Origin of the sequence: Chryseobacterium indoltheticum, assembly GCF_003815915.1 — a bacterium.
Taxonomy (GTDB): Bacteria; Bacteroidota; Bacteroidia; order Flavobacteriales; family Weeksellaceae; genus Chryseobacterium; species Chryseobacterium indoltheticum.
Window position 1 is genome coordinate 1,187,484 of record NZ_CP033929.1, and the last position, 24,058, is coordinate 1,211,541.

The 24,058-nt window shown below is 34.5% G+C and carries 22 protein-coding genes and 3 tRNA genes; 15 read left to right on the forward strand and 10 right to left on the reverse strand.

The genetic code is table 11. The annotated features are described in order from the left end of the window. Positions 1-9: 9 nt before the first annotated feature. From EG358_RS05495 to EG358_RS05510, 4 genes are all read right to left on the reverse strand, one after another. On the reverse strand, positions 10-543 hold the full coding sequence (locus EG358_RS05495) for a thioredoxin family protein (protein WP_076562526.1): 534 nt from the start codon (positions 541-543) through the stop codon (positions 10-12). Between the two features lie 19 nt (positions 544-562). After that, positions 563-2,074 carry a peptide MFS transporter gene (locus tag EG358_RS05500; RefSeq protein ID WP_076562524.1) on the reverse strand — a complete coding sequence of 504 codons (1,512 nt, stop codon included), beginning with the start codon at positions 2,072-2,074 and terminating at the stop codon, positions 563-565. 100 nt (positions 2,075-2,174) lie between these two features. Further along, positions 2,175-3,893: a peptide MFS transporter gene (locus EG358_RS05505; RefSeq protein WP_076562523.1), complete on the reverse strand. Its 1,719-nt coding sequence runs from the start codon at positions 3,891-3,893 to the stop codon at positions 2,175-2,177. Positions 3,894-4,026: 133 nt separating this feature from the next. Further along, a complete protein-coding gene (locus tag EG358_RS05510) occupies positions 4,027-5,679 on the reverse strand; it encodes a peptide MFS transporter (protein ID WP_076562521.1) in 1,653 nt (550 codons plus the stop codon). Between the two features lie 90 nt (positions 5,680-5,769). Here EG358_RS05510 and EG358_RS05515 point away from each other — a divergent pair, with 90 nt between their 5' ends. Further along, positions 5,770-6,015, forward strand: a complete 246-nt coding sequence (locus tag EG358_RS05515; RefSeq protein WP_076562520.1) for a hypothetical protein — start codon at positions 5,770-5,772, stop codon at positions 6,013-6,015. Next, the gene (locus EG358_RS05520; protein WP_076562518.1) at positions 6,008-6,307 is read left to right on the forward strand and encodes a type II toxin-antitoxin system RelE/ParE family toxin; all 300 of its coding nucleotides are present in this window, start codon (positions 6,008-6,010) and stop codon (positions 6,305-6,307) included. Before EG358_RS05515 ends, EG358_RS05520 begins: the two co-directional genes overlap by 8 nt. Positions 6,308-6,365: 58 nt before the next feature. On the opposite strand, the gene EG358_RS05525 is transcribed toward EG358_RS05520, so the two are convergent. Further along, positions 6,366-8,495: a S9 family peptidase gene (locus EG358_RS05525; RefSeq protein ID WP_076562515.1), complete on the reverse strand. Its 2,130-nt coding sequence runs from the start codon at positions 8,493-8,495 to the stop codon at positions 6,366-6,368. A 114-nt stretch (positions 8,496-8,609) separates the two neighbouring features. Between EG358_RS05525 and EG358_RS05530 the strand changes: the two genes are divergently transcribed. Both EG358_RS05530 and EG358_RS05535 read left to right on the forward strand, forming a co-directional pair. After that, entirely contained in the window at positions 8,610-9,083 is a 474-nt protein-coding gene (locus tag EG358_RS05530; RefSeq protein ID WP_076562513.1) for a hypothetical protein, read from the forward strand. Positions 9,084-9,095: 12 nt separating this feature from the next. After that, positions 9,096-9,287: a DUF6496 domain-containing protein gene (locus tag EG358_RS05535; RefSeq protein WP_076562511.1), complete on the forward strand. Its 192-nt coding sequence runs from the start codon at positions 9,096-9,098 to the stop codon at positions 9,285-9,287. A gap of 72 nt (positions 9,288-9,359) precedes the next feature. On the opposite strand, the gene glgP is transcribed toward EG358_RS05535, so the two are convergent. Then, positions 9,360-11,024 carry an alpha-glucan family phosphorylase gene (gene glgP / locus EG358_RS05540; RefSeq protein WP_076562510.1) on the reverse strand — a complete coding sequence of 555 codons (1,665 nt, stop codon included), beginning with the start codon at positions 11,022-11,024 and terminating at the stop codon, positions 9,360-9,362. A 199-nt stretch (positions 11,025-11,223) separates the two neighbouring features. On the opposite strand from glgP, the gene EG358_RS05545 reads away from it, so the two are divergent. Next, on the forward strand, positions 11,224-12,021 hold the full coding sequence (locus EG358_RS05545; RefSeq protein ID WP_076562508.1) for a hypothetical protein: 798 nt from the start codon (positions 11,224-11,226) through the stop codon (positions 12,019-12,021). 131 nt (positions 12,022-12,152) lie between these two features. After that, entirely contained in the window at positions 12,153-14,249 is a 2,097-nt protein-coding gene (locus EG358_RS05550; RefSeq protein ID WP_076562507.1) for a T9SS type B sorting domain-containing protein, read from the forward strand. 50 nt (positions 14,250-14,299) lie between these two features. Here the strand turns inward: EG358_RS05550 and EG358_RS05555 are convergent, their stop codons facing one another. Next, on the reverse strand, positions 14,300-14,659 hold the full coding sequence (locus EG358_RS05555; protein ID WP_083677096.1) for a nuclear transport factor 2 family protein: 360 nt from the start codon (positions 14,657-14,659) through the stop codon (positions 14,300-14,302). 71 nt (positions 14,660-14,730) lie between these two features. On the opposite strand from EG358_RS05555, the gene EG358_RS05560 reads away from it, so the two are divergent. The 3 genes from EG358_RS05560 to EG358_RS05570 all read left to right on the forward strand — a co-directional run bounded on the left by EG358_RS05560 (position 14,731) and on the right by EG358_RS05570 (position 18,295). Beyond that, a complete protein-coding gene (locus EG358_RS05560; RefSeq protein WP_076562504.1) occupies positions 14,731-15,324 on the forward strand; it encodes a DUF1572 domain-containing protein in 594 nt (197 codons plus the stop codon). A gap of 65 nt (positions 15,325-15,389) precedes the next feature. Then, a complete protein-coding gene (gene mtaB / locus EG358_RS05565; protein WP_076562502.1) occupies positions 15,390-16,736 on the forward strand; it encodes a tRNA (N(6)-L-threonylcarbamoyladenosine(37)-C(2))-methylthiotransferase MtaB in 1,347 nt (448 codons plus the stop codon). Positions 16,737-16,792: 56 nt separating this feature from the next. After that, positions 16,793-18,295 (forward strand): FMN-binding glutamate synthase family protein, encoded by a 1,503-nt coding sequence (locus EG358_RS05570; protein ID WP_076562501.1) that lies wholly within the window; start codon positions 16,793-16,795, stop codon positions 18,293-18,295. A gap of 59 nt (positions 18,296-18,354) precedes the next feature. Here EG358_RS05570 and EG358_RS05575 read toward each other — a convergent pair whose 3' ends face one another. After that, positions 18,355-19,086 carry a hypothetical protein gene (locus EG358_RS05575; protein WP_076562499.1) on the reverse strand — a complete coding sequence of 244 codons (732 nt, stop codon included), beginning with the start codon at positions 19,084-19,086 and terminating at the stop codon, positions 18,355-18,357. Between the two features lie 54 nt (positions 19,087-19,140). On the opposite strand from EG358_RS05575, the gene EG358_RS05580 reads away from it, so the two are divergent. After that, on the forward strand, positions 19,141-19,578 hold the full coding sequence (locus EG358_RS05580) for an RNA-binding S4 domain-containing protein (protein ID WP_076562498.1): 438 nt from the start codon (positions 19,141-19,143) through the stop codon (positions 19,576-19,578). A gap of 23 nt (positions 19,579-19,601) precedes the next feature. Here EG358_RS05580 and EG358_RS05585 read toward each other — a convergent pair whose 3' ends face one another. Then, complete coding sequence (locus tag EG358_RS05585) at positions 19,602-20,117, reverse strand: shikimate kinase (RefSeq protein ID WP_076562496.1); 516 nt, start codon at positions 20,115-20,117, stop codon at positions 19,602-19,604. Between the two features lie 116 nt (positions 20,118-20,233). Between EG358_RS05585 and EG358_RS05590 the strand changes: the two genes are divergently transcribed. From EG358_RS05590 to EG358_RS05600, 3 genes are all read left to right on the forward strand, one after another. Then, positions 20,234-20,306, forward strand: a tRNA-Lys gene (locus EG358_RS05590). Positions 20,307-20,341: 35 nt separating this feature from the next. Beyond that, positions 20,342-20,424 (forward strand) — tRNA-Leu (locus tag EG358_RS05595). 80 nt (positions 20,425-20,504) lie between these two features. Further along, positions 20,505-20,577 (forward strand) — tRNA-Lys (locus EG358_RS05600). Positions 20,578-20,667: 90 nt separating this feature from the next. Here the strand turns inward: EG358_RS05600 and panC are convergent. Further along, positions 20,668-21,516 carry a pantoate--beta-alanine ligase gene (gene panC, locus EG358_RS05605; protein ID WP_076562494.1) on the reverse strand — a complete coding sequence of 283 codons (849 nt, stop codon included), beginning with the start codon at positions 21,514-21,516 and terminating at the stop codon, positions 20,668-20,670. Between the two features lie 168 nt (positions 21,517-21,684). Between panC and EG358_RS05610 the strand changes: the two genes are divergently transcribed. Together EG358_RS05610 and EG358_RS05615 are read left to right on the forward strand one after the other, a co-directional pair. Further along, positions 21,685-22,455 carry a glycogen/starch synthase gene (locus tag EG358_RS05610; protein ID WP_076562492.1) on the forward strand — a complete coding sequence of 257 codons (771 nt, stop codon included), beginning with the start codon at positions 21,685-21,687 and terminating at the stop codon, positions 22,453-22,455. Between the two features lie 11 nt (positions 22,456-22,466). Beyond that, positions 22,467-24,056 carry a DUF4270 family protein gene (locus EG358_RS05615; RefSeq protein ID WP_076562490.1) on the forward strand — a complete coding sequence of 530 codons (1,590 nt, stop codon included), beginning with the start codon at positions 22,467-22,469 and terminating at the stop codon, positions 24,054-24,056. The last annotated feature ends 2 nt before the right edge of the window (positions 24,057-24,058 follow it).

Sequence of the window (24,058 nt, forward strand, 5' to 3'; positions counted from 1 at the left end):
TCAGAATGATTATTCTTTTATTTTTGATCTGAATTTCTTCTGATAATCTTCCCAGTCTTGTTTGGTTTTTACTTTTTTGAATAAATCATTTGAAATGAAATCAAGATATGGTTCTAGTTCTTTCGCAGATAATTCTCCCTGTAGCATCGTAATGGGATTTCCTTTTTCATCAAGAAAAACGGTGCTTGGAACAGCATTCACGTTCATATATTGAGTAAACTCATGCAGTGAATTTCTTCCTTTCTTGTGAGCAGTGTTTTCATTAGCAAATTTTCTTCCGAAGATTTCTATAGTATTTTTGTCTTCAGCATTAAATTTTACAGGATAATAATTTGCATTTAAAGACTCATAAATTATAGGGTTTCCGTAGGTTTTTTTATCCATGATTTTGCATGGGCCACACCAATCTGCATAAAAGTCGATCAGGATTTTTTTGGGTTGTGTTTTCTGTGCATTTAATGCTTCCTCAATTGTCATCCATTTTACCTGAGCAAAATTTAAAGTGATTAAAAAGAGAAAAGTCAGGGTGAATATTTTTTTCATTTTATTTGTGATTATTTTATTAGCGAACTTCCTGCATGAGTTTTTTCACCCACGGAGATATCAAAATTAATACCACACCGGCAATTACAGCATATAATCCTAATTGTTTGTAACCTTCTGTGTATGTAATCAATGCGTCATAATTCGTTGAGCCTTCTTTTGCATCCGCTAAACCTGCACCAATAATTCCAGCAACATATTGACCGTAAGCTGACGCCAGAAACCACATTCCCATCATCATTCCCTGGAGATTTTTGGTAGAAAGTTTCGTCATAATTGATAATCCGATAGGGGAGAGGCATAATTCTCCCAGAGTGATTACGAGTAAAGCTAATGTAAAGAAGTTTAATGAAGTGATTCCTTGTAAATCTGCAAATAATCTTGTTGCAAATAAAACGTAATATCCTAATCCTAAAAATATAAAACCTAATCCGAATTTTATAATGGTGTTTGGCTCAAATTTTCTTTTGCTCATCCAAATCCATAATAATCCAAGTAATGGTGCAAGGAAAATAATGAAAAATGCTCCTCCGGAATTATTGACACCGTTTGGGTCTAAACCGAATAAATCTTTATTTAAATTTTTAGCGGCAAAAATACTTAGTGAACCTCCACTTTGCTCGTAGATTCCCCAGAATAAAATAGAAAATATGATGAAAATTAATGCGGCCCAAAGTTTTTTTCTTTCAGCAGATGTTACTTTACTCATTTCAAAAAAGAGATAAACTAACGTTAATGGTCCTACTGTCCACATGAAATAATCGGTGTATTGAGGAACGGAAACCATTATCATAATGATCGGGATGAATATCAATGATAAAACATATACTCCGTATTCTTTCCACTTTGGCATTGGAGCCGATTTCACTTCGTGATCCGGATGTCCCGGTTGAAGACCTATTGTTCCCAAACTTCTTTGTGTAAATATGAAATTGATTAAACTAATGACCATTACAATAGCAGCTAAACCAAAAGCAACATTCCAATGTAAACCTTCAGGGATTAAGTGAGAAAGTAATTCTCCTTTTCCGATGGCGATGCATAAATATCCACCAAGTAAGGCTCCTAAATTAATTCCGGCATAGAAAAGCGAAAATCCCGCATCGGCTCTGGAGTCGTTGGGTTTGTACAATTGACCAACCATCGAGGAAATGTTTGGTTTGAAAAAACCTGTTCCTACGACGGTAAATGCAATTCCTAAAAAGAAAAATTTATGCGGATCTGTAGCTAAAATTAAACTCCCGACAATCATTAAAAGTCCGCCCCAAAAAAGAGATTTTCTGAATCCTAGTATTTTGTCAGCAAAAAGTCCGCCCACGAAAGTAAAAGCATACACGAAAGCCTGTGTTGCTCCATATTGAAGATTTGCTTCTTTTTCATGGAAATTTAGCTGAGAAATCATAAAGAAAACCAGCATCCCTCGCATTCCGTAGAAGCAAAAGCGTTCCCACATTTCGGAAAAAAAAAGCGACCAGATTTGTTTTGGATATTTTCCTTTGAAATTCTGTATTTCGTCGAGCGTTAAGTTCATAATTGTTTATGATAGTTTTAATTGAATATAGAATACGAAAATAAAGAAAACCTCTGACTTAGCAGAGGTTTTATGTTATATTTATTGATAGACTTTAGTTTTAGTTCACACCATGCATCATTTTTTTCAAAATCGGCGAGATGAGTGCTAAAATGGCGCCAGCAATTCCACAAAGGATAACGAATACCATAAAGAATTCAAATAAATTATGAATTTCAAATCCTACAAAACTATTGTAAACAGTTGAAATTTGTTCTTTATTTAGAAGAGCTAACTGATCTTCACTTAAAGTAACTTTTTTATCTAAAACATCTTGTAGGTTAATTCCTAACTCTTTAGCTTTTAAGAATTTATCACCTGTTGCCGGTAAAATAGATCCTAAAGTTCCGGATAAGGCGTAACCCGCTGCATTAGCAATAAAAAACACACCAAATAAAAGTGAAGCGAATCTTTTAGGTGCTAATTTTCCAACTAAAGATAAACCGATTGGTGATAAACATAATTCTCCCATCGTTTGGATTAAATAAAGTAAAATAAGCCATTTAACAGCAAGTAATCCTGTGTTTCCTAAATCTTTTACATTGTAAGCAATTATTAAATAACTTAAAGCAATTAATCCAAGACCAATCGCTTGTTTTAAAGGTGAAGCCGGTTCTTTTGTATTAGCTCTTAATTTGTCCCAAAGCATACTGAATGGAACTGCCAACATTACGATAAATAAACCGTTGAATATCTGAACCATTGATGGCGGCATATTCCAACCAAAGATGTTTCTGTCTGTTTGGTTATCTGCAATAAATGTTAAAGATGACCCTGCTTGTTCAAAAGCTGCCCAGAAGAATATGATAAAAAAGGATACGATGTAGATTACCCAGATTCTATCTCTTTCTATTTTGTTTTCAGTGGCAGACATAATCAAATAAGCCAAAGCAAGCCCCATAGAATAGATGAATGGATAGATTACTGCTTTTACAAATTCTCCCATTCCAACAGAACCAAATCCAACTTTGTCAACAAATAAATATTGGAATCCAAAGAAAGTCAGTACAAAAACGGCAGCTGCGATACCAATAGATTTTCCAGAAAATTTGGCAGTTTGTGATTCACCTTCTTCAAAATCTTCTGCTGTGCTTTCACTAGGCAAACCACCGATTGGTCTTCCTTCCGGTGTTACAACGTATTTGTTTTTAAGTAAAATAAAAGTTAATGTTCCAATCGTCATTGCAATAGAAGCTGCTAAGAATCCCCATTTGAAAGCGTGAATATCTCTTAAACCATTAGAATCTTTTACGTCTCCTAAAAAAGGACAGATAAATTGACCTAAAAAAGCACCTAAGTTAATCCCCATATAGAAAATAGTAAATGCAGAGTCCAATTTAGACTTTTCTTGCTTTGGATAAAGGCTTCCCACCATCGAAGAAATATTTGGTTTGAAAAAACCATTTCCGAAAATGATTACTCCCAAAGCAATCCACATTAATGTTTGTGCTGATCCTAAATTGGAACCAAATGTTGATGCACTCATAAACATCAGGAATTGACCAAGTGCCATTAATGCTCCTCCTACAATAATACAGTACCTATTTCCTAAAAATCGGTCTGCGATGAAACCTCCCAACATTGGTGTTAGATAACATAAAGCCAAAAAACCGCCATATATTATCGTAACTTCTCCTTCTTTCATTAATAGAGAGTTTACCATAAATAAGGTAAGTAATGCTCTCATCCCATAAAAGTTGAAACGCTCCCACATCTCTGTTCCGAATAGGACCCATAATCCTTTAGGGTGTTTAGTCTTCGACTGAACTGCTGTATCCATATTTGATTGTTAAATTTTTGTTAAGACTCACAAATATAGTTTTTTTTGAGTTTTTGGCAAGGTTTTAATTTTATTTTTAAAATAAAAAAGCCGCAGAAATTATCTACGGCTGTTTATTTAGAATTTTAGGAGGTTAATTTACTCCTTTTTCCTTCATTATTTTATTTAGCCTTTTCAAAATTGAAAGTCCAAGTAAAGTCGCTAAAAGCAACAATCCGAAATTTACGATAAAGAAATTGGCTTTGTTGTCGTAATCATACCAAAAACTTGCTAAAACTCCCGAAAGTTTATTCCCGATTGAGGTGGAAAGGAAAAATCCGCCCATCATTAATGCTGTTAATCTTGGTGGCGAAAGTTTTGAAACCAAAGATAATCCCATTGGCGAAAGACAAAGTTCTCCCACGGTGATCACACCATACGCTGCAACGAGCCATAAAGCAGATACTTTTAAAAGACCGTTCTGCCCTGCATAAACTGCTCCCACCATCACTAAACAGGATAATGCCGAGATAAATAATCCCAATACTATTTTCGAAGGAGTACTTGGCTCTTTTCCTTTTCTGCGAAGCATCATAAAAAATGCAACGACAACAGGCGTGAGTAAAATTACCCAACCCGGATTAATCGACTGAAATAATTCGGTATTGTAAAGATTAACTTTTTCGGCAGGGTTTGCTTCAAGTTTTGTACGCTCAGCCTGCGAAATATTTCTGAAATAAATATCTTTTCCTTGCTCTTTTAGAGCGTTGCCTTTTTCGTCTTTTTTCACTTGATATTGGTCGTCGTAGACTGAGACTTCTTTGTCTAGATAATCTTTTTTATCCACTAAATAAATGGCTTCTAAAGGTTTTTCTAAAGGAGCAGGTACGGTTCTATCTGTATAATAATTTGCCCAACGTGTTAAGGCAGTTCCGTTTTGTTTAAACACAGCCCAAAACATTAAACTTACAGCAAAAATTGCCAATAATGCGCCGATTGGTTTTTTATCTTCTGCATTTGCCTTTACGTAAAGCATTACGTAGAAATAAATCACGGGAACGCACGCAAAAATAAATGCATCCGTACTGTCGCTTCCAAAAATATTATTCGGGATAAACCAACCGACTAGTCCGAAAATAACAGCTGGTAAAAATACTTTTACTAAGACATCAGAAATCTTTGTGTCTCCTTCCTGTGCAGGCTTTAAAATATTTGCTTTAAGAATATGTTGTCTTCCGATGCTGAAAACTAAAAGTCCCACAAACATTCCTACTCCGGCGGTCATAAATGCAGGACCCCATCCGTATTTATTACGCATGAAAGCAGCAATAATGTTGCAGACAAAAGCACCGATGTTGATACCCATGTAGAAAATGTTATATCCGGCGTCTTTATTGGCTTTATAAGGCTCTTCATTGTAAAGATTTCCTAACAGAGTGGAAATACTTGGTTTGAAAAATCCGTTTCCGATGATAATTAATGCTAAAGAAGCATAAAATAAAGGTAATTCCTTAAAAAAACCAATCCCCAGATATCCAAGTCCCATCAAGAAGCCACCGATGTATATGGCTTTGATATAACCTAAAACTCTGTCGGCTAAAAATCCGCCTAAGAAAGGGGTAAGATAAGTCAATGCGATAAAGGTTCCGAAGATATCATCAGCATTTTTATCGTCAAAAGCCAATCCTCCTTTTTCGCTGTCGATCATGTACAGTACAAAAATTCCGAGGATAAGGTAATAGCCGAAACGCTCCCACATCTCTGTGAAGAATAAATAGGGAAGGCCTTTTGGGTGTTTGGTTTTCATGTATGAGATTTTTACAATTTCACAAATATAAAATTTTAAAAACAATATTTGAATTTTATTAACTTTGAGTAAAAATAAAACACTGAAAAAATGGAAATTACAGTAAAAGATATTGAAAGTAATCTGGAAACTTTGCCTAAAGAATTTTTTTACCAGGTAAATGATTTTATTGATTTTTTAAAATATAAACATTTAAATGATAAGCAATATAAAATTCCTGACTGGCAGAAAGAAGAAGTGAGAAGAAGGGTGAAGTATTCGCAAGAACACCCAGAAAGTTTTGTTTCTGAATCTGAAATGGATGATTATTTAAAGGATTTGGAAAGTGGTGACTAAATTAATTTATAACCATTTCGTAAAAATTGATTTACAAGAAATCAACAGGTGGTACAGGAAAATTGATAAAAAGCTCGGGGATGATTTTGTTAATGAGTTTCGTTATAAAATTAATTTTATTAAAGAAAACCCCTTGTCTTGTGAGCTTAAATATGATGAGAACAGAATTGTTTTCTTCAAAAAATTCCCTTATGGTATTCATTATTACTACAACGAAGAGAAAAATTTAATTGAAATATATTCTGTTTTCCATACTTCAAGAAATCCTGAAGTTTGGAAAGATAGAAAGTAAAAATCCGAATCTTATGTGAAAGATTCGGATTTTTTTATTATTTAATTTAGATAAAATTTTAAAGGTTCTCCAAAATAAAATCTGTCATTTTTTGATACAGTTGTGGTCTTGTTTGCCCACCATAAATTCCATGATTTTTATCCGGATATGCCATAAATTCAAACTGTTTTTTATTCTGAATCAATGCTTCAGAAAACTCCATAGAATTCTGGAAATGTACGTTGTCATCAGCCGTTCCGTGGATTAATAAAAATTTACCTTTCAACAAATTAGCATAAGTTGTTGGCGAATTATCATCGTAACCTGCCGGGTTTTCCTGTGGTGTTAACAAAAATCTTTCGGTGTAAACAGAATCATAATATCTCCAGTTGGTTACCGGTGCAACAGCGATTCCAGCTTTGAAAACATCAGCACCTTTGGTCATTGCCAAACTTGCCATATATCCACCGAAACTCCATCCGAAGATTCCGATTCTTGTTTTGTCGATATATTTTTGATTTCCTAACCATTTTGCGGCAGTAATCTGATCTTCAATCTCGTATTTCCCTAAATTTTTATAGGTTACTTTCTTGAATTTTGCACCTTTATATCCGGTTCCGCGTCCGTCTACACAAGCAATAATATATCCTTTTTGTGCAAGCATTTCAAACCAAAGTGCATTTCCATTGTCCCAAGAATTAGAAACCTGTTGAGATCCCGGACCAGAATATTGGTACATAAATAAAGGATATTTCTTGTTTGGATCAAAATTTTTAGGCTTAATAATCCATGCATTCATCTGATCTCCTGCTGTGTTTGGAATGGTAATGAATTCTTTTACTGCAAATTGATCTGCCTGTAATTTTTTTAACTGATCGTCATTATTCTGAAGCTCTTTCAATTTTTTGCCATTCCCGTCTTTTAAAACAAATGTGTACGGGTTTGCTGCTGTGGAAGAAGTTTCGATAAAATAACTGTAATTTTTGCTGAAGTTTGCCGCATTGCTCCCTTCTGCATTTGAAATCAGCTGCGATTTTCCGTTTTGAATATTGATTTTAGAAATCACTTTGTTAATGCTTCCTTTTTCTGTAGTCTGAACGAATATTTCCTGAGATTTAGGATTGTAACCGTAATATTCTGTTACTTCCCAGTTGCCTTTTGTAACCTGTTTCTTTAGCTTTCCGTCTTTATCATACCAGTACAAGTGGCGGAAACCATCTCTTTCGGAAGCCCAAAGAAAACTGTTGTCTTCAAGAAATTCTAACGTTACATTGTCTGTATCAATCCACTTGTCGTCTGTTTCTGTAAAAAGTTTTTTTACTTCACCGGTTTTAGTATTTACCTTCAAAACATCAGAAGCATTTTGCGTTCTCTGTGAAGTAATCAAAACAATTTCGTCTGCATTTGATGTCTGAATAACATTCGGAATATAATAGTTTTTAAACTGATCAAGATTTACTTTTGTCTTTTTCCCGTCTGCCAGATGATAAATGTGTGCTGATGCAATTGAGTTTTTTTCTCCTGCTTTAGGATATTTGTAGCGCATTTCAGTCGGGTAAAGAGATTTGCCGTACAGTGGAATGTAAATTTCAGGAACGTCGGTCTCAACCAACTTTACAAATAGAATGTCTGCCGAGTTTTTGGTCCATTCATACAATCTTGCATGTCCAAATTCTTCTTCATACACCCAATCTGCCAAACCATTTAAGACTTTATTTTTTATACCATGTTCTGTAATCTGAGTGATTTTTCCTGAATTTAAATCCTGATAAAATAAATTATTATCAACAATGAAAGAAATTTTTGTTGCATCAGGAGAAAATCTCGGTTCCTGAACAGGTTTTCCTTCATTAAGGCTTAAATTTTTTCCAGATTTTAAATCTTTAACATCATAAACACCTAAAAAAGAATGTCTATAGATTGGCTGACTTTGTTTTAATAAAAGTATTTTAGACTCATCATCAGAAAATTCGTAGCTCTCGAAACTTCCGTCTACCAGATTTCCTTCTTTCTGAGACGTTTTATAAGAATATTTTGCGATACCATTTTGCTCGATAACTAGATAATTTTCACCATTTTTCATGGATGTAATTCCGGCTATGCCTTTGCCACGGTAGTATCCTGAATATATTTTATCTAAAGTAATTTCCTGCGACATAGCATTTTGAAATGCTGCAATAACAGTAAGGGTAAGTAAGAATTTTTTCATTGCTTTATTTAAAGAATTTCAAAGATAATAATTTTATCAATCTGATAAGAAAAAGCTTTTGTCTTAGTGCTTTGGCAGAAAAATTGAATATAATTTAATATTAAAGAAATAATTATGGAAACTAAAGAAAATAATAAAAAGCTTAATCGTTACGATTTGGAGGATCAAACTGTCTTTACAGGATTTGCAAATTTTGCAGAAGCAGAAAATTACGTACAAAATGAAGGTGGAAAATTAATTGAAGTTGCTTTTAAAGACGGTAACGACAATCCTCAGATTACAGATGAAGCTGGCTTGGTTGAAAAAAAGATTCACTATTATGTATATGCAGGTGATGAATATAAATTTATACACTCTTCAGACCCTGGCTTTAAACAATACGCAGACGAACTGCAGAAAATAAAAGCAAAGTTGACACAGTCTCCGCCGGATGAAAGATATCTGGCGAATTTTGAAATTGAAAACGCAGAAGATCCAATTGTTGTTTTGAAAAACGACCAATTTGAATCGGTAACTTCAAGAGAGCGTTCAAAATATTTGAAGCATGCAAATGTTTATGAAATAGGCATATCAGTACCAAAATCTTAAAAATTAAATGTTATGAGCAAAACAAAATATTCAGATAAGGCTCAGAAGAAAGTAGGAAAAGTGATGGAAGAATTCAAAGAAGGAAAATTGAAATCTTCATCAGGTGAAAAAGTCAAAAACAGAAAACAGGCCGTTGCAATCGGTATTTCTGAGGCTCGCGAAGCCGGTTTGAAAGTCCCAAAGCAAAAAAAGAAAAAAGAATAAAAAAAAATAATCGGTCTGACTATTCAGACCGATTATTTTTTTATTGTAGATTATATAATCACTAAGTGAGTTTTATGCCTTATGATTATACATAATATTATAGTATTCATCAGCCATTCTATCACTGTTGAAATTTTGTTTTACGTCTTTCATAGAATTTTGCTGTATTTTTCGCCATTTATCAGGCTGGTCGTAATAAGTAGGAAGAATTTCTTTCTCCAGAAGTTCATATAATTTGTTGAAATCATATCTGTCTTGTTCGTAAATACTCATATTCGCAAAATCTGCTTTCGGAACAACGAAAGCATTTTCGCCATGTTTTGCAAATTCAGGAATCCAGCCATCGTCAGTTGAAAGATTTACCGAGCCATTCATTGCAGCCGTCATCCCTGATGTACCCGAAGCTTCTCTGGGAACTCGAGGATTATTTAACCATAAATCTGAACCTTGCTTTAAAGATTTGCTTAAAGCCAATTCGTAACCCGTTAAAACCGCCATGTTTTTGTGATTTTTACTCTCTTCCACCAAAACATTGAATGTTGAGATCGAAGAATAATCCATCGGATAAGGTTTTCCGGCCCAAATAATCTGTACGGGATAGTCAGGATTGCTAAGCAATTTTCTAAATCTTTCTTTGTCCTGTAGAAGCAGATCTGCTCTCTTATAACCTGCAAATCTCCTTGCCCAAACGATTGTAAATATATTAGGATCAAATAAATTTCCGGTTTGGTCGGCAACTATTCTGAATAGTCTTTTCTTTAAAATTTTCTTTCTGTAATCGAAAAGAGTATCGTTTTTTTCGTCCTTCGAATTGTAAAGCTCTTTGTCGCCCCAATATTTGAATTCCTGAGCGTTGGTAATCGATTTAATCTCACAGATTCCCGGATATTTACTCCACATTGCTCTGGAAACTTCACCATGTAACTGTGAAACACCATTGGCAACCCTCGCCATTTTCAAAGCGCAAAGAGAATGATTGAAAAGTTCGCCGTCGGAACCTTCTATCGCTTTTGCCTCTTCCATGCTTAATCCTGAAAAATAAGACATATCGTAGCAAAGTTTCAGATTATGTTTTTCATTTCCTGCTTCTTCCGGAGTGTGAGTAGTAAAAACAAGTTTTTCTTTTACTTTCTGAATATTTCCGTTATATTTTTTTAGTAAATGAAATGCTGCAGGAAGGCCGTGAGCCTCGTTTAGATGATAGACATCTCTCTCGATATTCATTTCATCTAAAAGTTTTGCGCCGCCTTTTCCAAGCAAAATGTATTGTGCGAGTTTTGTAGATTCATTGGCATCATACAATCTGTGACAAATTGTTTTAGAAATATGATCGTTTTCCGGTACATCTGTAGAAAGCAAAAACATGGGTGCTGTGTTGAACGTTTCAGGATCGAGATACCACACTTTCACCCAAACCGGTGCGCTGTGGATTTCGATTTGAAATTTGACACCTGTATCTTCAAGAAAGCTGTACATTTTTCTTGTCCACGTGGGCTGCAAAGTCTGATCATGATTTCTTGCCTGATCGTAATATCCGAATTTCCATAAAATTCCGATCCCGATAAGATCCTGATTAAGATTGTACGCACTTCTCATGTGAGATCCCGCTAAGAATCCCAAACCTCCGGAATATATTTTTAAAACCTGCTCCAATGCAAATTCCATTGAGAAATAGGCAACTTTTTTAGAGTATTCTGGGCTGATGTTGAAAGGTACTTTATAATTTCTGAAATCCATAAAATCATTGTTTGCGTTAAATAAGAGTAAAGGTATTAATTAAGAAAAGAAACTCTACATTAATTATGTGATAAATTATTGTAAAAAGAGACTGTTGAATCTTATTTTTAATTACCTTTAAGTGTAAATTTTTGATAATCAAAAACTTTCAGTCTAAACCGTGAAAACCATGTGTCATTATTAATTAAAAAAACAACACATGAAAAGAGCATTTTCTGATGAAGATTTAATAAAAAATCTCAGCTTGTATTATCTCAACCGGCATTTGAAAAAAAAGCCGATGCAAAAATATCACCAAAAGATTGATGAATCACAACTTCATGACCGTGAAAAATATAAGAAAAAAGCAGAAATTTTATTGCTTAATTCTTTTATGCATCATTTTCCGGAAGTTACCTTTGAGAATCTTACCTGCGAAAGTCCTGATTTTATTGCTACGCTTAACGAAAAAAAGATAGGAATAGAATTGACTGAGGTGATCAATCATCTTGATATGAAAAAGTTGGAAAGCAGCTTAAACAAGATTTTCCGTCAGGCAGAAATATTACTCGAACAAGAAGACACTACGAAATATCGTGGTGTTTATTTTTTAGAATTTCATCCAAATATTAAATTTGATTCTCTGGAGAATCAGCAAGAAATTATTTTAAATATTTATAAAAGCATTAAAAGAGGAAAACCTGTCGGTTGTGTGAAAAATATCAGAAAATCTTCTCACCGCAGAAATGTTTTTATCACTTATGAATATAATATGAGTCTTTTTGACGAACTCTGTTCTGAGAAAATTATTGAACTGATCGAAAAAAAGAACGAAAAATTCCCATATTATGACACTTCTGTTGATGAATGCTGGCTGGTTATTGTTTCAGATATGAATTCTATTGCGTCGAGGTATACTTTCATTCAGGACAGAGAACATCTGAGTCAGGTGAAAAGCCCTTTTCATAAGATTTTTCATCTCGAAAACCTCTGTGGGAATATGACTAATATTAAATAGGATCCAGATATTAGTATAAATTTTATAATTTTATAAATGTTTTATTGATGAATAATATGTTTTTATCAATATTTTGTGATGTTAATTAAATTTGATTATATTTGGTATAATTAATTAATAACCAGATTAACATGAAAAAAACTTTACTATTTATCCTTTTTTGCATTTCACAAAGTTTTTATTCTCAGGCAGATTGTTCTACTGCATTAGCTGTTTGTGGAAACTCAAGCATTACCTACAGCCCTACAGGAATTGGTCTGGTCAACGAATCTTTAGGAGGCTGTCTGATAACCGGAGAGCATAACTCAATATGGTATAAATTAACGATCGCAACAAGCGGAACGCTTACTTTTGATTTGGTTCCCACCAATTCAGATGCAGATTATGACTGGGCAATTTATGGGCCTAATGCTGTCTGCGGAAGTTTAGGTTCGCCAATTCGATGCAATGCCGCAACCGTAATTGGAGTAGGCGCCTCAACAGGATTGGATATGACAAGTACGATTATAAGTGCAGCAGGCGGTTCTACGACTCCTTATTGTCAATATATGGATGTAGTTGCAGGGCAAACTTATTACTTATATATCGATAACTGGGTCGGAGCTGGTGGCAGCACCACAGCACCTTTTTCGCTGACATGGGGCGGAACAGCTACTTTAGCTTCTCCTTTTACCAATCCTGCATTACAGCCAAACCCTTTTGTTCCACCGGGAATTCCTGCGGCTAATCCAAATGATCCTCGCGAAATCCTTATTTGTACAAGCCCAGCTTTGTTTGATTTCAGTACGCTGACTGCCGGGATCTTAAATGGAAACCCAAACTTTACTATCTCTTATCATACATCACAAAATGATGCACTTTCCGGGACAAGTCCTATTACGGCACCTTTGGTTGTGAATACCACAACAACCTATTATTACAGTATTCATTATCAGGATCCTGCAAATCCTAATAATGCGCTTAATTCTTGTCGACAGATTGGTGCTTTTAAATTCAAATTAGGAAATATTACGGCTAATGATGTAACGATTTATGCGTGTAACAATAACAAAAAAGGACAAGGTATATTTAATTTGGTTGGAGCTAATGTATTTACTGGCTCGAATGTGACGATAACATATTACCCGACTTTGGCTAATCTAAATGCAGGAACAGGGCAAATTGCTAACCCAAGTCAGTATTTGTCAGCGGAAGGAACTGTTTATGCACATGTGCAAACAACAGATGGCTGTTCTGATAATGCAGTGATTACCCTGCTTTTTTATCCTGAAGTCGTTGTAAATGATGCTACATTGAGAGCTTGTACATTTGATTTTAATCTTAAAACGGCTTCTTTTGATCTTACAAATGCTGTAGTGACAGCTCAGTCAGGAATAACGAAAAAATATTATCCATCTCTTACAGATGCAACCAACGGAACTAACATTATTTCAAACTTCACAACATATATTTCTCCAAATGCAGTGGTATATGTAAAAGTTATTGACGGAAATGGTTGTTATGGTATTGCAAAAATTAATTTGGAAGTAATTCCTCCCGTGTATTCTCAAACTTTAAAAGATAAAACAATCTGTATTGAAGATAGAACGACATTAGATGCAGGTGCAGGGTTTGATGGCTATGAGTGGAGCACCGGTGCAACAACACAAATTATTTCTGATGTTGGAGTAGGAACTTATTGGGTGAGATTAAAAACCGGAGATTGTATCGCTCAGCAGAGCGTAAAAGTACATTCTTCAGAACAGCCTGTTATTACAAGTGTCGATATTTCTAATACAACAGTGACAGTCAATGTAAATGGAGGAACTGCCCCATACCAATATTCGATGGATGCCATTGCTTGGCAAAATTCTAATGTATTTACGAATGTGAAAAGAGGCGATCACAAAATCTATGTGAAAGACGCTTATGATTGCGAGCCTATAGAAATTGGAATTGTCGTTCCGAATCTTGTAAATGTTATTACGCCCAATGGCGACGGTATCAATGATATCATAGATTATTCTGCTTTGGCAAATAAACAGAATTTGATTTTTAATGTTTTTGACAGATACGGAAACAAAATTTTCCAGGCAGATAAAATGAATAATTATAAATGGGACGGAACTGCAGGTAATAAAAAAGTACCTACCGGAAATTACTGGTATTCTGTATCATGGAATGAAAATGATAAAAAAGGAACACTAATTAAATATTCAGGTTGGGTATTGGTGAAAAATAGAGAATAATAATTAATGATTATATAATGAGAAAGCCATCTTGCAAAAGATGGCTTTTGTTAATTAAAAACTTTTGTATCTTTAAAATAATCAGAGAGATAAAGTATTTTACCGCATTCTGAAAACTGTACAACAGTACAGATCTCATTAATGTAAGCTTCCTTACCTGCCATATTTCCTGAAGAAGAAGTTTGATAAAAATATTTGTTGTTTCCTAAAGAGAAAATTTCAGAAACATTCCATTCAATCTTTTCGTATCGTTTAAAAATAGCTCTGAATAACGCTAATATCCTGCTTTTTCCGGAAATTTCTTTCGCCGGTGGAATCCAAATTACAGTTTCATCAGTAAACCACTTTTCAAGCTTCTCAATATTCAAAGAATTTAAATCCTGCATAAAATGGCTGATCTTACAATTCATAGGTTGCAATTTACATTTATATACGTGAAAAACACTAAATTGGATTTAAATTAAAATAGTAAACATTCATCATGAAAGATTTATTCATTAAAAGGTTTCAATATTATAAGATGCTCGGCGATAAATCATTTGAGCAACTTTCAGACGAGCAGATTTTTTGGCAGTTCAATCAAGAAAGTAATTCAATTGCAATCATTGTGAAGCATGTCGCAGGAAATATGCTGTCGAGATGGACTAATTTTTTAACGGAAGATGGTGAGAAACCGTGGCGAAACCGTGATGAAGAATTCGTAAATACTTTTCAATCCAAAGCTGAGGTTTTAGATTATTGGGAAAAAGGCTGGAAATGTCTCTTTGAAGCTTTGAGTCAGATTAATGATCAAAATTTATATTCAACAATTTATATAAGAAATGAAGGACATTCGGTGATTGATGCAGTTTTCAGACAGCTAGCTCATTATCCTTATCACATCGGTCAGATTGTTTTTATTGCTAAAATGATGAAAAATGATGATTGGAAAACACTTTCCATCGCAAGAAATAAGTCGCAGGATTTTAATAATGAAATGAAAGATAAATTTACAAATGGTGATATAGAAATTCAGAATTCTTCTTCCGTTTGTTTTGCCAATAGCCCTGATGTAAGAGACGATTATAAACCATAGACCAAATCAATTTACAATTCATATTAAAATCATTATCTTTGCACCCACAAAATTCAGGAAAATAAATGTCCCACTTTCATAGAACAGCCGCTTTTCATACCCTTGGCTGCAAATTAAATTTTGCGGAAACATCTACTATTGCCCGTCAATTAACAGATGCAGGTTATGATAAGGTAAGCTTTGATGATAGAGCAGATATTTATGTAATCAATACTTGTTCGGTTACCGAAAACGCCGATCGTGAATGTAAACTTCACGTAAAAAGAGCGATGAAAGCTAATCCTGAAGGTTTAGTAGTAATTGTAGGTTGCTATGCACAGCTGAAACCTGAGGAAATTTCACAGATTACCGGTGTTGACTTGGTTCTTGGAGCCAAAGAAAAATTCAATATTCTAAGCTATTTGGATGATTTAGAAAAATCTGAAAGCGAAGGTGTTGTTCATTCATGCGAAATTGAAGAAACTGATTTCTTTATCGGAAGTTACTCCATTGGTGACAGAACCAGAGCTTTCCTGAAAGTTCAGGATGGTTGCGATTATAAATGTACATACTGTACAATTCCTTTAGCAAGAGGGATTTCCCGTTCAGACACCATCGAAAATGTTCTGAAAAATGCTAAAGAAATTGCCGAAAGAGATATCAAAGAAATCGTTTTGACAGGTGTAAATATCGGTGATTACGGTAAAGGTGAATTCGGAAACAAAAGACACGAGCATACTTTTTTAGATTTAATTTCTGAGTTGGATCAGGTTGAAGGTATCGAAAGAATTCGTATTTCTTCAATTGAACCCAATCTTTTGAAAGATGAAAGCATCGAATTGGTTTCTAAAAGTAAAAGTTTTGTACCGCATTTTCACATTCCTTTGCAATCGGGAAGCGACGAGTTGTTGAAAAAAATGAAACGCCGTTATCTTACCAAATTGTATAACGATAGGGTTGATAAAATCCGTGAAGTAATGCCTGATGCAGCAATTGGAGTAGATGTTATCGTTGGTTTCCCTGGCGAGACCGAAGAATTATTCATGGAAACATATAACTTCCTAAATAATCTACCGATTTCTTATCTTCATGTATTTACTTATTCTGAAAGAGAAAATACAGAAGCGGTAGGAATGCCGGGTGTTGTTCCAATTCCGGAGCGAAAAAAACGTAATAAAATGCTTAGAATTCTTTCCGAAAAGAAAAAAATGGCATTTTACCAGACTCAATTAGGGAAAACGCTTCCTGTTCTTTGGGAGCACGAAAATAAAGACGGCAAAATGTATGGCTTCACAGAAAATTATGTGAGGGTACAAAAAGATTTTGACCAAGCCTCGGTAAATCAAATTGAATTTCTGAATTTAGAAAAAATCCTGTCAGATGGCACGGTTTCTGTGCAATCGTCTTACGAAAGTTTTTTAGCAAAAGCTTAGTCTGTTTGCTATATTTCCACTACATTTAATCTTTAACGTTTTAAATATATATTCTTATGAGAGATAAGTTTTTATCTTGGGGAATTGTATTGGTAGCTGCAACGTGGGTTGTGGCATTACTGATCAAAGCACATTACTGGATTCCTACACTATTGACAGCAATTTATGCATTAGGAGTTTATAATACTTACCAGACAAAACACGCAATTCTAAGGAATTTTCCTGTTTTGGGATATTTCAGATACTTTTTTGAAGATATTTCGCCTGAAATGCAGCAATATTTCATTGAAAGAGAAACCGATGGAAAGCCATTTCCCAGAAATCAACGTTCTGCGGTGTATAGACGGTCAAAAAACCTGAGCGATACCGTTCCTTTTGGAACTCAATTGGAGGTGAATCATAGAAAATATGAAGGAATAAAACATTCCATTTATGCTAAATCTCCGAAAGAAGAACTTCCAAGAGTTTGGGTTGGGGGTGAACAGTGTTCTCAGCCTTATCATGCTTCATTATTTAATATTTCGGCAATGAGTTTTGGCGCATTGAGTGACAGAGCACAAATCTCGCTGAATAGAGGTGCGAAAAAAGGAAACTTCTATCATAATACAGGAGAAGGTGGAATCTCGCCTCACCATTTGGAAGGCGGAGATTTATGCTGGCAAATAGGAACCGGATATTTTGGTTGTAGAGACGAGGAAGGTAAATTTAATCCTGAATTATTTACAAAATATTCTAATCTTCCAAGTGTGAAAATGGTTGAAATTAAGTTATCTCAAGGTGCAAAACCTGGGCATGGCGGAGTTTTACCAGGAGTAAAAAACACACCTGAAATCGCAAAAATACGTCATGTCACACCGGGAGTAACTATTATTTCCCCTCCTTCGCATTCATCTTTCTCTGATGCTGCCGGATTATTGAGGTTTGTACAACAGTTGAGAGAACTTTCCGGAGGAAAACCTGTTGGTTTTAAATTGTGTATCGGTGATACTAAAGAGTTTGAAGATATTTGCGTTCAGATGAATGTTCTGAAAATCTATCCTGATTTTATAACCATTGACGGAGCAGAAGGAGGAACCGGAGCTGCACCACCGGAGTTTTCGGATGGAGTAGGTATGCCTTTGGAACCAGCTTTAATATTTGTCAATCGTACGTTGAGAAATTATAACCTTAGAAATAAATTACGTGTAATAGCAAGCGGAAAAGTTCTTACGAGTTTAGATATTTTGCGAGCGGTTGCAATGGGTGCAGATATGTGTAACAATGCAAGAGGATTTATGTTTTCTCTTGGCTGTATTCAGGCTTTGAGATGTAATAACAACAATTGTCCGACGGGTGTAGCAACGCAGGATAAAATGTTGATTAAAGGACTTGATGTAACTGATAAAGCAGAAAGGGTATATCATTTCCATAAAAATACTTTACACACGTGTAATGAATTAATTGCTGCGGCAGGAAGAAGTTCTTATGAAGAAGTAGATGCAAGTATGTTTATGCGAGGAGATGAATTTGAGCATCTTTCAGATAAATATTTCCCGGATATTTTAGGGAATGTGAGATAAATAAAAAGCGCTTCAAAATATTTTGAAGCGCTTTTTGTATGTTTTAATTAATTACTTACTTATTGTTGATTAGAAGGTCTATGCACTGCTTTGTAAATTTGGAAATTAAAAACAAAAGATGCATTCTGTAGATTATAATAATTAGCATTTCTCGCGAATGCAGCTTTAGAAGGTACAATAATTACACCTTGTAAATTATAGGGGTTTGCATCTGGTAGATTTTCAAAACCTGTAAACTGTTTTAAGCCTTCTTTCAGACCTGCTATTTCATAATAGCTGCTATTCTGTCCGGCAGCAACTCTGACACTTTTTTTAACAAAATAAAATGTTGGATCAGTTACCGGGGAACCGCTTCCATCAATGGTATTTAAAAGAACTCCTGGATTACCAAGCGAGATGTTTCCGTCTGTTTCTGTAGCAAGATAATAATTGGCTCTCATCATTGTTTTAATCTGCGTAGAATCTCCAATTGCTACACCTGTTGAAGGAGGAGTGCTGTCTTCAGGCTGAGCTCCGGTTCTTTTGATGTAAATAACTCCCGAAGGAAGTGTTTGAGGATTTAGCTGAGATAGTTTTTTCTCATTGTCATCGGCTGCATCAGCAGTGAAAGCTTTGATGTTTCCCTGCAGATCTAAGTAGTTGTTATCCATGAATTTCTGAATAGCCTGCTCGTCATAAGAATTTCTTACATTGATATCTTCCGGTTCTACGAAGGTCTCCACTTCATCATCCTTTTTACAAGCTGCGAAACACAACGATCCTGCAAGGATATACAAAAATATTTTTTTCATTTCAAAAACTTTAATTACTTTACAAATAATATAACGACAAAAGTATAAAAAAATATGAGAATAGATAAATTTTTATGGAGCATTCGTTTTTATAAAACAAGATCGGTATCGGCAGATGAAATAAAAAAGAACCGGGTTTCTATCGGAAACTCAGTTGTGAAGTCCTCCAAAGAAGTAAAAGAAGGAGATGTTATCAAAATTCGTAAAAATCAAATTGAGTATAAAATTAAGGTAATACAGATCCCTAAAAGTAGAATTGGAGCTAAATTGGTGCCGCTTCATATCAAAGATGTGACCGATAAAGATCAGTATGAGCAATTGATGATGCGGAAAATGTCTCAGGAATACTACCGAAACAGAGGAGAAGGAAGACCTACCAAAAAAGACAGAAGAGACATGGATGGATATGTAGAAAACGATGTCACTGCTGATTTTACAGATTGGGACGATTTTTTTGGTGAAGACGGCAGTGATGCTGAAACCAAGGATTAAAATAATTAATGAATAGAAAAGCTCTAGAGATAGAGCTTTTCTATTATTTCCTGAATGATGTCTTCAGGATCCTTTTGATCGGTATTAATGCTAAGCTGAGCTTTGCTGTAATACACATTTCGCTCAAATAAATGTTTGGCAATAAATTCAGGAAGATCTTCATCTGCAATTTTTGCAATCAAAGGTCTCTTTTCCTTCTGCTTTGAAATTCTTTCTGCTAAAGTAGCGATAGAAGCTCTCAAAAAAACACTCGCCGAATTATTATTAATGATTTCCATATTATTATAATACACCGGCGTTCCCCCGCCCAGACTCAAAACTATGTTTTCCTGGGTAGCTAAAATCTCCTCTAAAGTTTCTCTTTCTAACTTTCTAAAGTAAATTTCTCCCTTTTTTTCGAATATTTCAGGAATAGTCAATTTATTTCGTCGAGAAATTTCTTTATCGAGGTCAATTAATTTAAAATTTATTTTGTCGCTTAATATTTTGGAAATGTGAGATTTGCCACTCCCCATGTACCCTACTAGTGAAATTATCATGAAATTATTTTAAACAAATTTGCGAAAAAGTTTTGAGATAATGAAAAAAGTCCTATCTTTGCACCACTAAAAACAAGGGACATTACTTAACAATGAAACTTGATAATAAAGTGACCGACTCGGTAGCTCAGCTGGTAGAGCAATACACTTTTAATGTATGGGTCCTGGGTTCGAATCCCAGCCGGGTCACTAGCAAAAAATTACTAGAATTCTGTAATTTTATTGCCTGTGTGGTGAAATTGGTAGACACGCCATCTTGAGGGGGTGGTTTCCTAAGGATGTGCTGGTTCGAGTCCAGTCGCAGGCACTGCAAAAAAAAATATTTGATTAATAATTGATATTTTATAAAAATAATTTTATATTTGTCGACGTTAATTTAATGTGACCGACTCGGTAGCTCAGCTGGTAGAGCAATACACTTTTAATGTATGGGTCCTGGGTTCGAATCCCAGCCGGGTCACAAGTTTACTGAAAAGTAAATTTTTTTCATATTAATATTTTGTGATTTGGTGTTCAAAGGCTTCCTTCCGGAAGCCTTTGATTTTTTGTTTCAGTCCAAATGCATATTGTCAATCAATCTTACTCCGTCTACATTTACTACAATAAATGCTCTGTAAGAATTTTCATTTTCTTTTTGATCAATTTCTTTTAATGTATCCTCGTCAGCAATTAAAAAATATTCCAATTCCATATTTTCCTGGTTGCTGAAAATTTCATTTATCTTTTCCTTAATTTCAGAAACAGAAATGTTTTTAAACCATTCTTTAACTTTAATTAAAGTTTCAAAAATAATTTTAGCATCGCTTTTTCTTTCTTCAGCAAGACGTTGGTTTCTGGAGCTTAAAGCTAAACCGTTTTCGGCTCTGTAGATAGAAACGCCTATTATTTTAATAGGGAGTTGCTTTTTCTCAACCATTTTACTGATAATTGCCAATTGCTGGAAGTCTTTTTCTCCGAAATACGCATTGTTTGGTTTTACCTGTCTGAAAAGTTCTTCAACGACAGTTCCAACACCGTCAAAGTGTCCGGGTCTTGATTTTCCTTCCATTTCATTTTCCAGTCCGTCATAATCATAATGCTGGCTTTCTGTTTTCTCAGGATAAATATCTTCAACCTGCGGAAGGTAAACAGCATCTACCAAACCGGAATTTTCAAGAATAGATATATCGCGGTCAGTATCTCTTGGGTATTTTTCCAGATCTCCGGCATTGTTAAACTGTGTAGGATTTACAAAAATTGAAGAAATCACCAAGTCATTTTCTTTTCTTGCAGCCTCATACAATGATAGATGACCATTGTGTAAAGCTCCCATCGTAGGTGCAAAACCTATTTTTTTGCCCATTTCCTTCTGTCTTTCTATAAAATCCTGAAGTGTTTTTTTGTTTTTTAGAACTTCCATAGTTTGTTTTAATAACAATTCAAAAATACTAAATATTAAGATATTCATTTTTAGTTTTCATGCATTATCTTGAGAACTATCGTAAAAAAATGTTAATTAGGATAATGTTGAATGTTTTTTCGTAATTTTGCATATTAAGCGTTATTTAAAAATTATATAAAAAATTATATGCCCAATCAGAAAATACTGTACATTACCACAGAGATGTACCCTTATCAGGAAGACACAAATTTAGGAGCGGTGGTAAACAAGATGGCACTTAAAATGCACCAAGAAGGCAATGATGTAAGAGTTTTTATGCCAAGATTCGGACAGATAAGTGAGAGAAAATTCCAGTTACATGAGGTAATTCGTCTTTCAGGGATGAATATTATCATTAATGATTTAGATCAGCCCTTAATTATTAAAGTGGCTTCACTTCCGGGCGAGAGACTGCAGGTTTATTTCATCGATAACGAAGAATATTTCAAAAGAAAGCAATATTATTTTGATGATGCAGGAGTAGCGTTTGAGGATAATGATGAGAGAGCTATATTCTTTGCACGTGGTGTAATAGAGACAATCAAAAAACTAAACTGGGTGCCGGATGTAATCCACTTAAATGGATGGATGTCTTCTTTTGTGCCTATTTATCTGAAAACATACTACAAATCTGATACTTATTTCAAAGATGCAAAAATTGTACTTTCACTATATAATGAGAAAAATGCAGCTTTGGCAGGAAATGTAAGTGACAAACTGAAGTTTGATAATATTTCAGACTTAAATGCGTTAAATAACCCAAGCTTCGAGAGTTTCGTAATTGAAAGTATGAATTACGTAGACGAAGTTGTAAAAGGTGACGAGTTTTTGAACGGTGATCTTGATAAAGGCTTCAACGAAACAGCTACATCAAAATCTGAATACCTAGATGTAGACTCTATCAGTAAATTATATTAATATACATTTTGATGATTTATAATATTAGAAAATTTTTCACCATCCTTTCTGTAATGGTTTTAGGTGGTGTTTTGGTTTATAACTGTGAGCCGGAGCCAGATTCTTTAGGTGAACAATTATTTTTGAATGGTGCGGCAGAAGGAAATGAAACTTCTTATGATCTTATTGCTTACAACATAGATAATAATGATACAATAAGAACAGATGCATTTAAGTTATTAAGTCTTGTGAGCTCTGGTTCAACTACTTCCACAGCAGTTTTAGGAGCTTTTAATGAGAAGCAGTTTGGGAAGCAGAAAGCTTCTTATTTTACTCAGGTAAGATTAGCTGCCAATAATCCTGATTTTGGAACGGATGCGGTGGTTGATTCTGTAGTTCTTGTTCTTAAACCAATTGTAAGCGTAGATTCTCTTAAAACTACTACAGATGAAAGTTATGTTTTCCCTAATGGAAATGTAGACGCTAAAAAAGTTGTGAATACATATCCTATTAAAAAATATGGTAAAGCAAAACTTAACGGAGGTAAACTTACCTTACAAGTAAACGAAGTTACCGAATTTATGAATGGACTTAATGATATTGTCTATTCTAATAAAAACTTCGATACAAATCCTACAGCTTTAGGTTCAAAAGAAATTAAAGATGGAAGTGTAAGCTCTGTTGTCATTACAAAAGATTCTGACAATACTGAATTATTTACTGCATCTGCACCTTCAGTGAGAATTCCGCTGACAGCATCGGTTTTCCAAACTAAAATTATAGACAAAAAGGGACAGCCTGAATTAAGTGATGTTTCTAATTTTATCAGACATTTCAAAGGTTTAAAAGTTTCTGTAGTTGAAGAAGATGGTTATTTATTCCAGTTTACTCCAAACGATATGCAGCTTATCATGTACTACAAAAGTGATAAAATTGAAAACGGAGTTAAAACAAGACCTCAAACAACATACGAGTTTGCTATAAAAGGTTCTAATATGCATTCTGCTTATTATGAATACGACAGAACAAATGCTATCATTAATGATTATGCTAACGGAAATACTACAACAGGAGACTTGAAGCTTTATGCACAAGGAATGGGAGGTAATTCTATTGGTATCAAATTTAAAGAGGAAGAGATTGCTAAACTGAAAAAGCTTTATCAAGATGATAAAGCAGCAATCATTACTGCGAAAATCAGGATCTATACGGATGAAGCTACTTGGTCTACTCCTTATGCGAAGCCAACAGCGAGTGATTTTACTATCGTTCAAAAAGATAAAGATGCAAATGGAAAAGAAACAACAGCATTTACAGCAGATTATACTTCTTTAGGAGCATTATTTATTCCTGTAAGAGCTTATAATACAGATAAAAATCCTGCTTATTATGATTTTACGGTAACGCAGTCTTTAAAAGATATTGTTGAATCTGGAGCTGCTTATAATAATAAATATTTCAAAATTGATCTTGCTCAGTTTGCACCGAACTCTTCAGGTACTGTAGCAGGGTATAATTATACAACAAGAGCGTTTTCAATGTTACGAACTGTCTTTGTAGGTTCTGACCCTTCAAATCAGAACAAAATACAGTTAAAAGTTACTTACGGGACAAAAAAATAAAA

Coding starts and splice junctions, on each gene's coding strand:
- panC (WP_076562494.1), bottom strand. CDS start 21,516: ATGGAAGTTCTAAAAAACAAAAAAACACTTCAGGATTTTATAGAAAGA.
- EG358_RS05530 (WP_076562513.1), top strand. CDS start 8,610: ATGGAAACTAAAGAAAATAATAAAAAGCTTAATCGTTACGATTTGGAG.
- EG358_RS05575 (WP_076562499.1), bottom strand. CDS start 19,086: ATGAAAAAAATATTTTTGTATATCCTTGCAGGATCGTTGTGTTTCGCA.
- EG358_RS05535 (WP_076562511.1), top strand. CDS start 9,096: ATGAGCAAAACAAAATATTCAGATAAGGCTCAGAAGAAAGTAGGAAAA.
- EG358_RS05515 (WP_076562520.1), top strand. CDS start 5,770: ATGGAAATTACAGTAAAAGATATTGAAAGTAATCTGGAAACTTTGCCT.
- EG358_RS05560 (WP_076562504.1), top strand. CDS start 14,731: ATGAAAGATTTATTCATTAAAAGGTTTCAATATTATAAGATGCTCGGC.
- glgP (WP_076562510.1), bottom strand. CDS start 11,024: ATGGATTTCAGAAATTATAAAGTACCTTTCAACATCAGCCCAGAATAC.
- EG358_RS05500 (WP_076562524.1), bottom strand. CDS start 2,074: ATGAACTTAACGCTCGACGAAATACAGAATTTCAAAGGAAAATATCCA.
- mtaB (WP_076562502.1), top strand. CDS start 15,390: ATGTCCCACTTTCATAGAACAGCCGCTTTTCATACCCTTGGCTGCAAA.
- EG358_RS05610 (WP_076562492.1), top strand. CDS start 21,685: ATGCCCAATCAGAAAATACTGTACATTACCACAGAGATGTACCCTTAT.
- EG358_RS05545 (WP_076562508.1), top strand. CDS start 11,224: ATGAAAAGAGCATTTTCTGATGAAGATTTAATAAAAAATCTCAGCTTG.
- EG358_RS05555 (WP_083677096.1), bottom strand. CDS start 14,659: ATGAATTGTAAGATCAGCCATTTTATGCAGGATTTAAATTCTTTGAAT.
- EG358_RS05525 (WP_076562515.1), bottom strand. CDS start 8,495: ATGAAAAAATTCTTACTTACCCTTACTGTTATTGCAGCATTTCAAAAT.
- EG358_RS05615 (WP_076562490.1), top strand. CDS start 22,467: ATGATTTATAATATTAGAAAATTTTTCACCATCCTTTCTGTAATGGTT.
- EG358_RS05550 (WP_076562507.1), top strand. CDS start 12,153: ATGAAAAAAACTTTACTATTTATCCTTTTTTGCATTTCACAAAGTTTT.
- EG358_RS05510 (WP_076562521.1), bottom strand. CDS start 5,679: ATGAAAACCAAACACCCAAAAGGCCTTCCCTATTTATTCTTCACAGAG.
- EG358_RS05585 (WP_076562496.1), bottom strand. CDS start 20,117: ATGATAATTTCACTAGTAGGGTACATGGGGAGTGGCAAATCTCACATT.
- EG358_RS05495 (WP_076562526.1), bottom strand. CDS start 543: ATGAAAAAAATATTCACCCTGACTTTTCTCTTTTTAATCACTTTAAAT.
- EG358_RS05505 (WP_076562523.1), bottom strand. CDS start 3,893: ATGGATACAGCAGTTCAGTCGAAGACTAAACACCCTAAAGGATTATGG.
- EG358_RS05570 (WP_076562501.1), top strand. CDS start 16,793: ATGAGAGATAAGTTTTTATCTTGGGGAATTGTATTGGTAGCTGCAACG.
- EG358_RS05580 (WP_076562498.1), top strand. CDS start 19,141: ATGAGAATAGATAAATTTTTATGGAGCATTCGTTTTTATAAAACAAGA.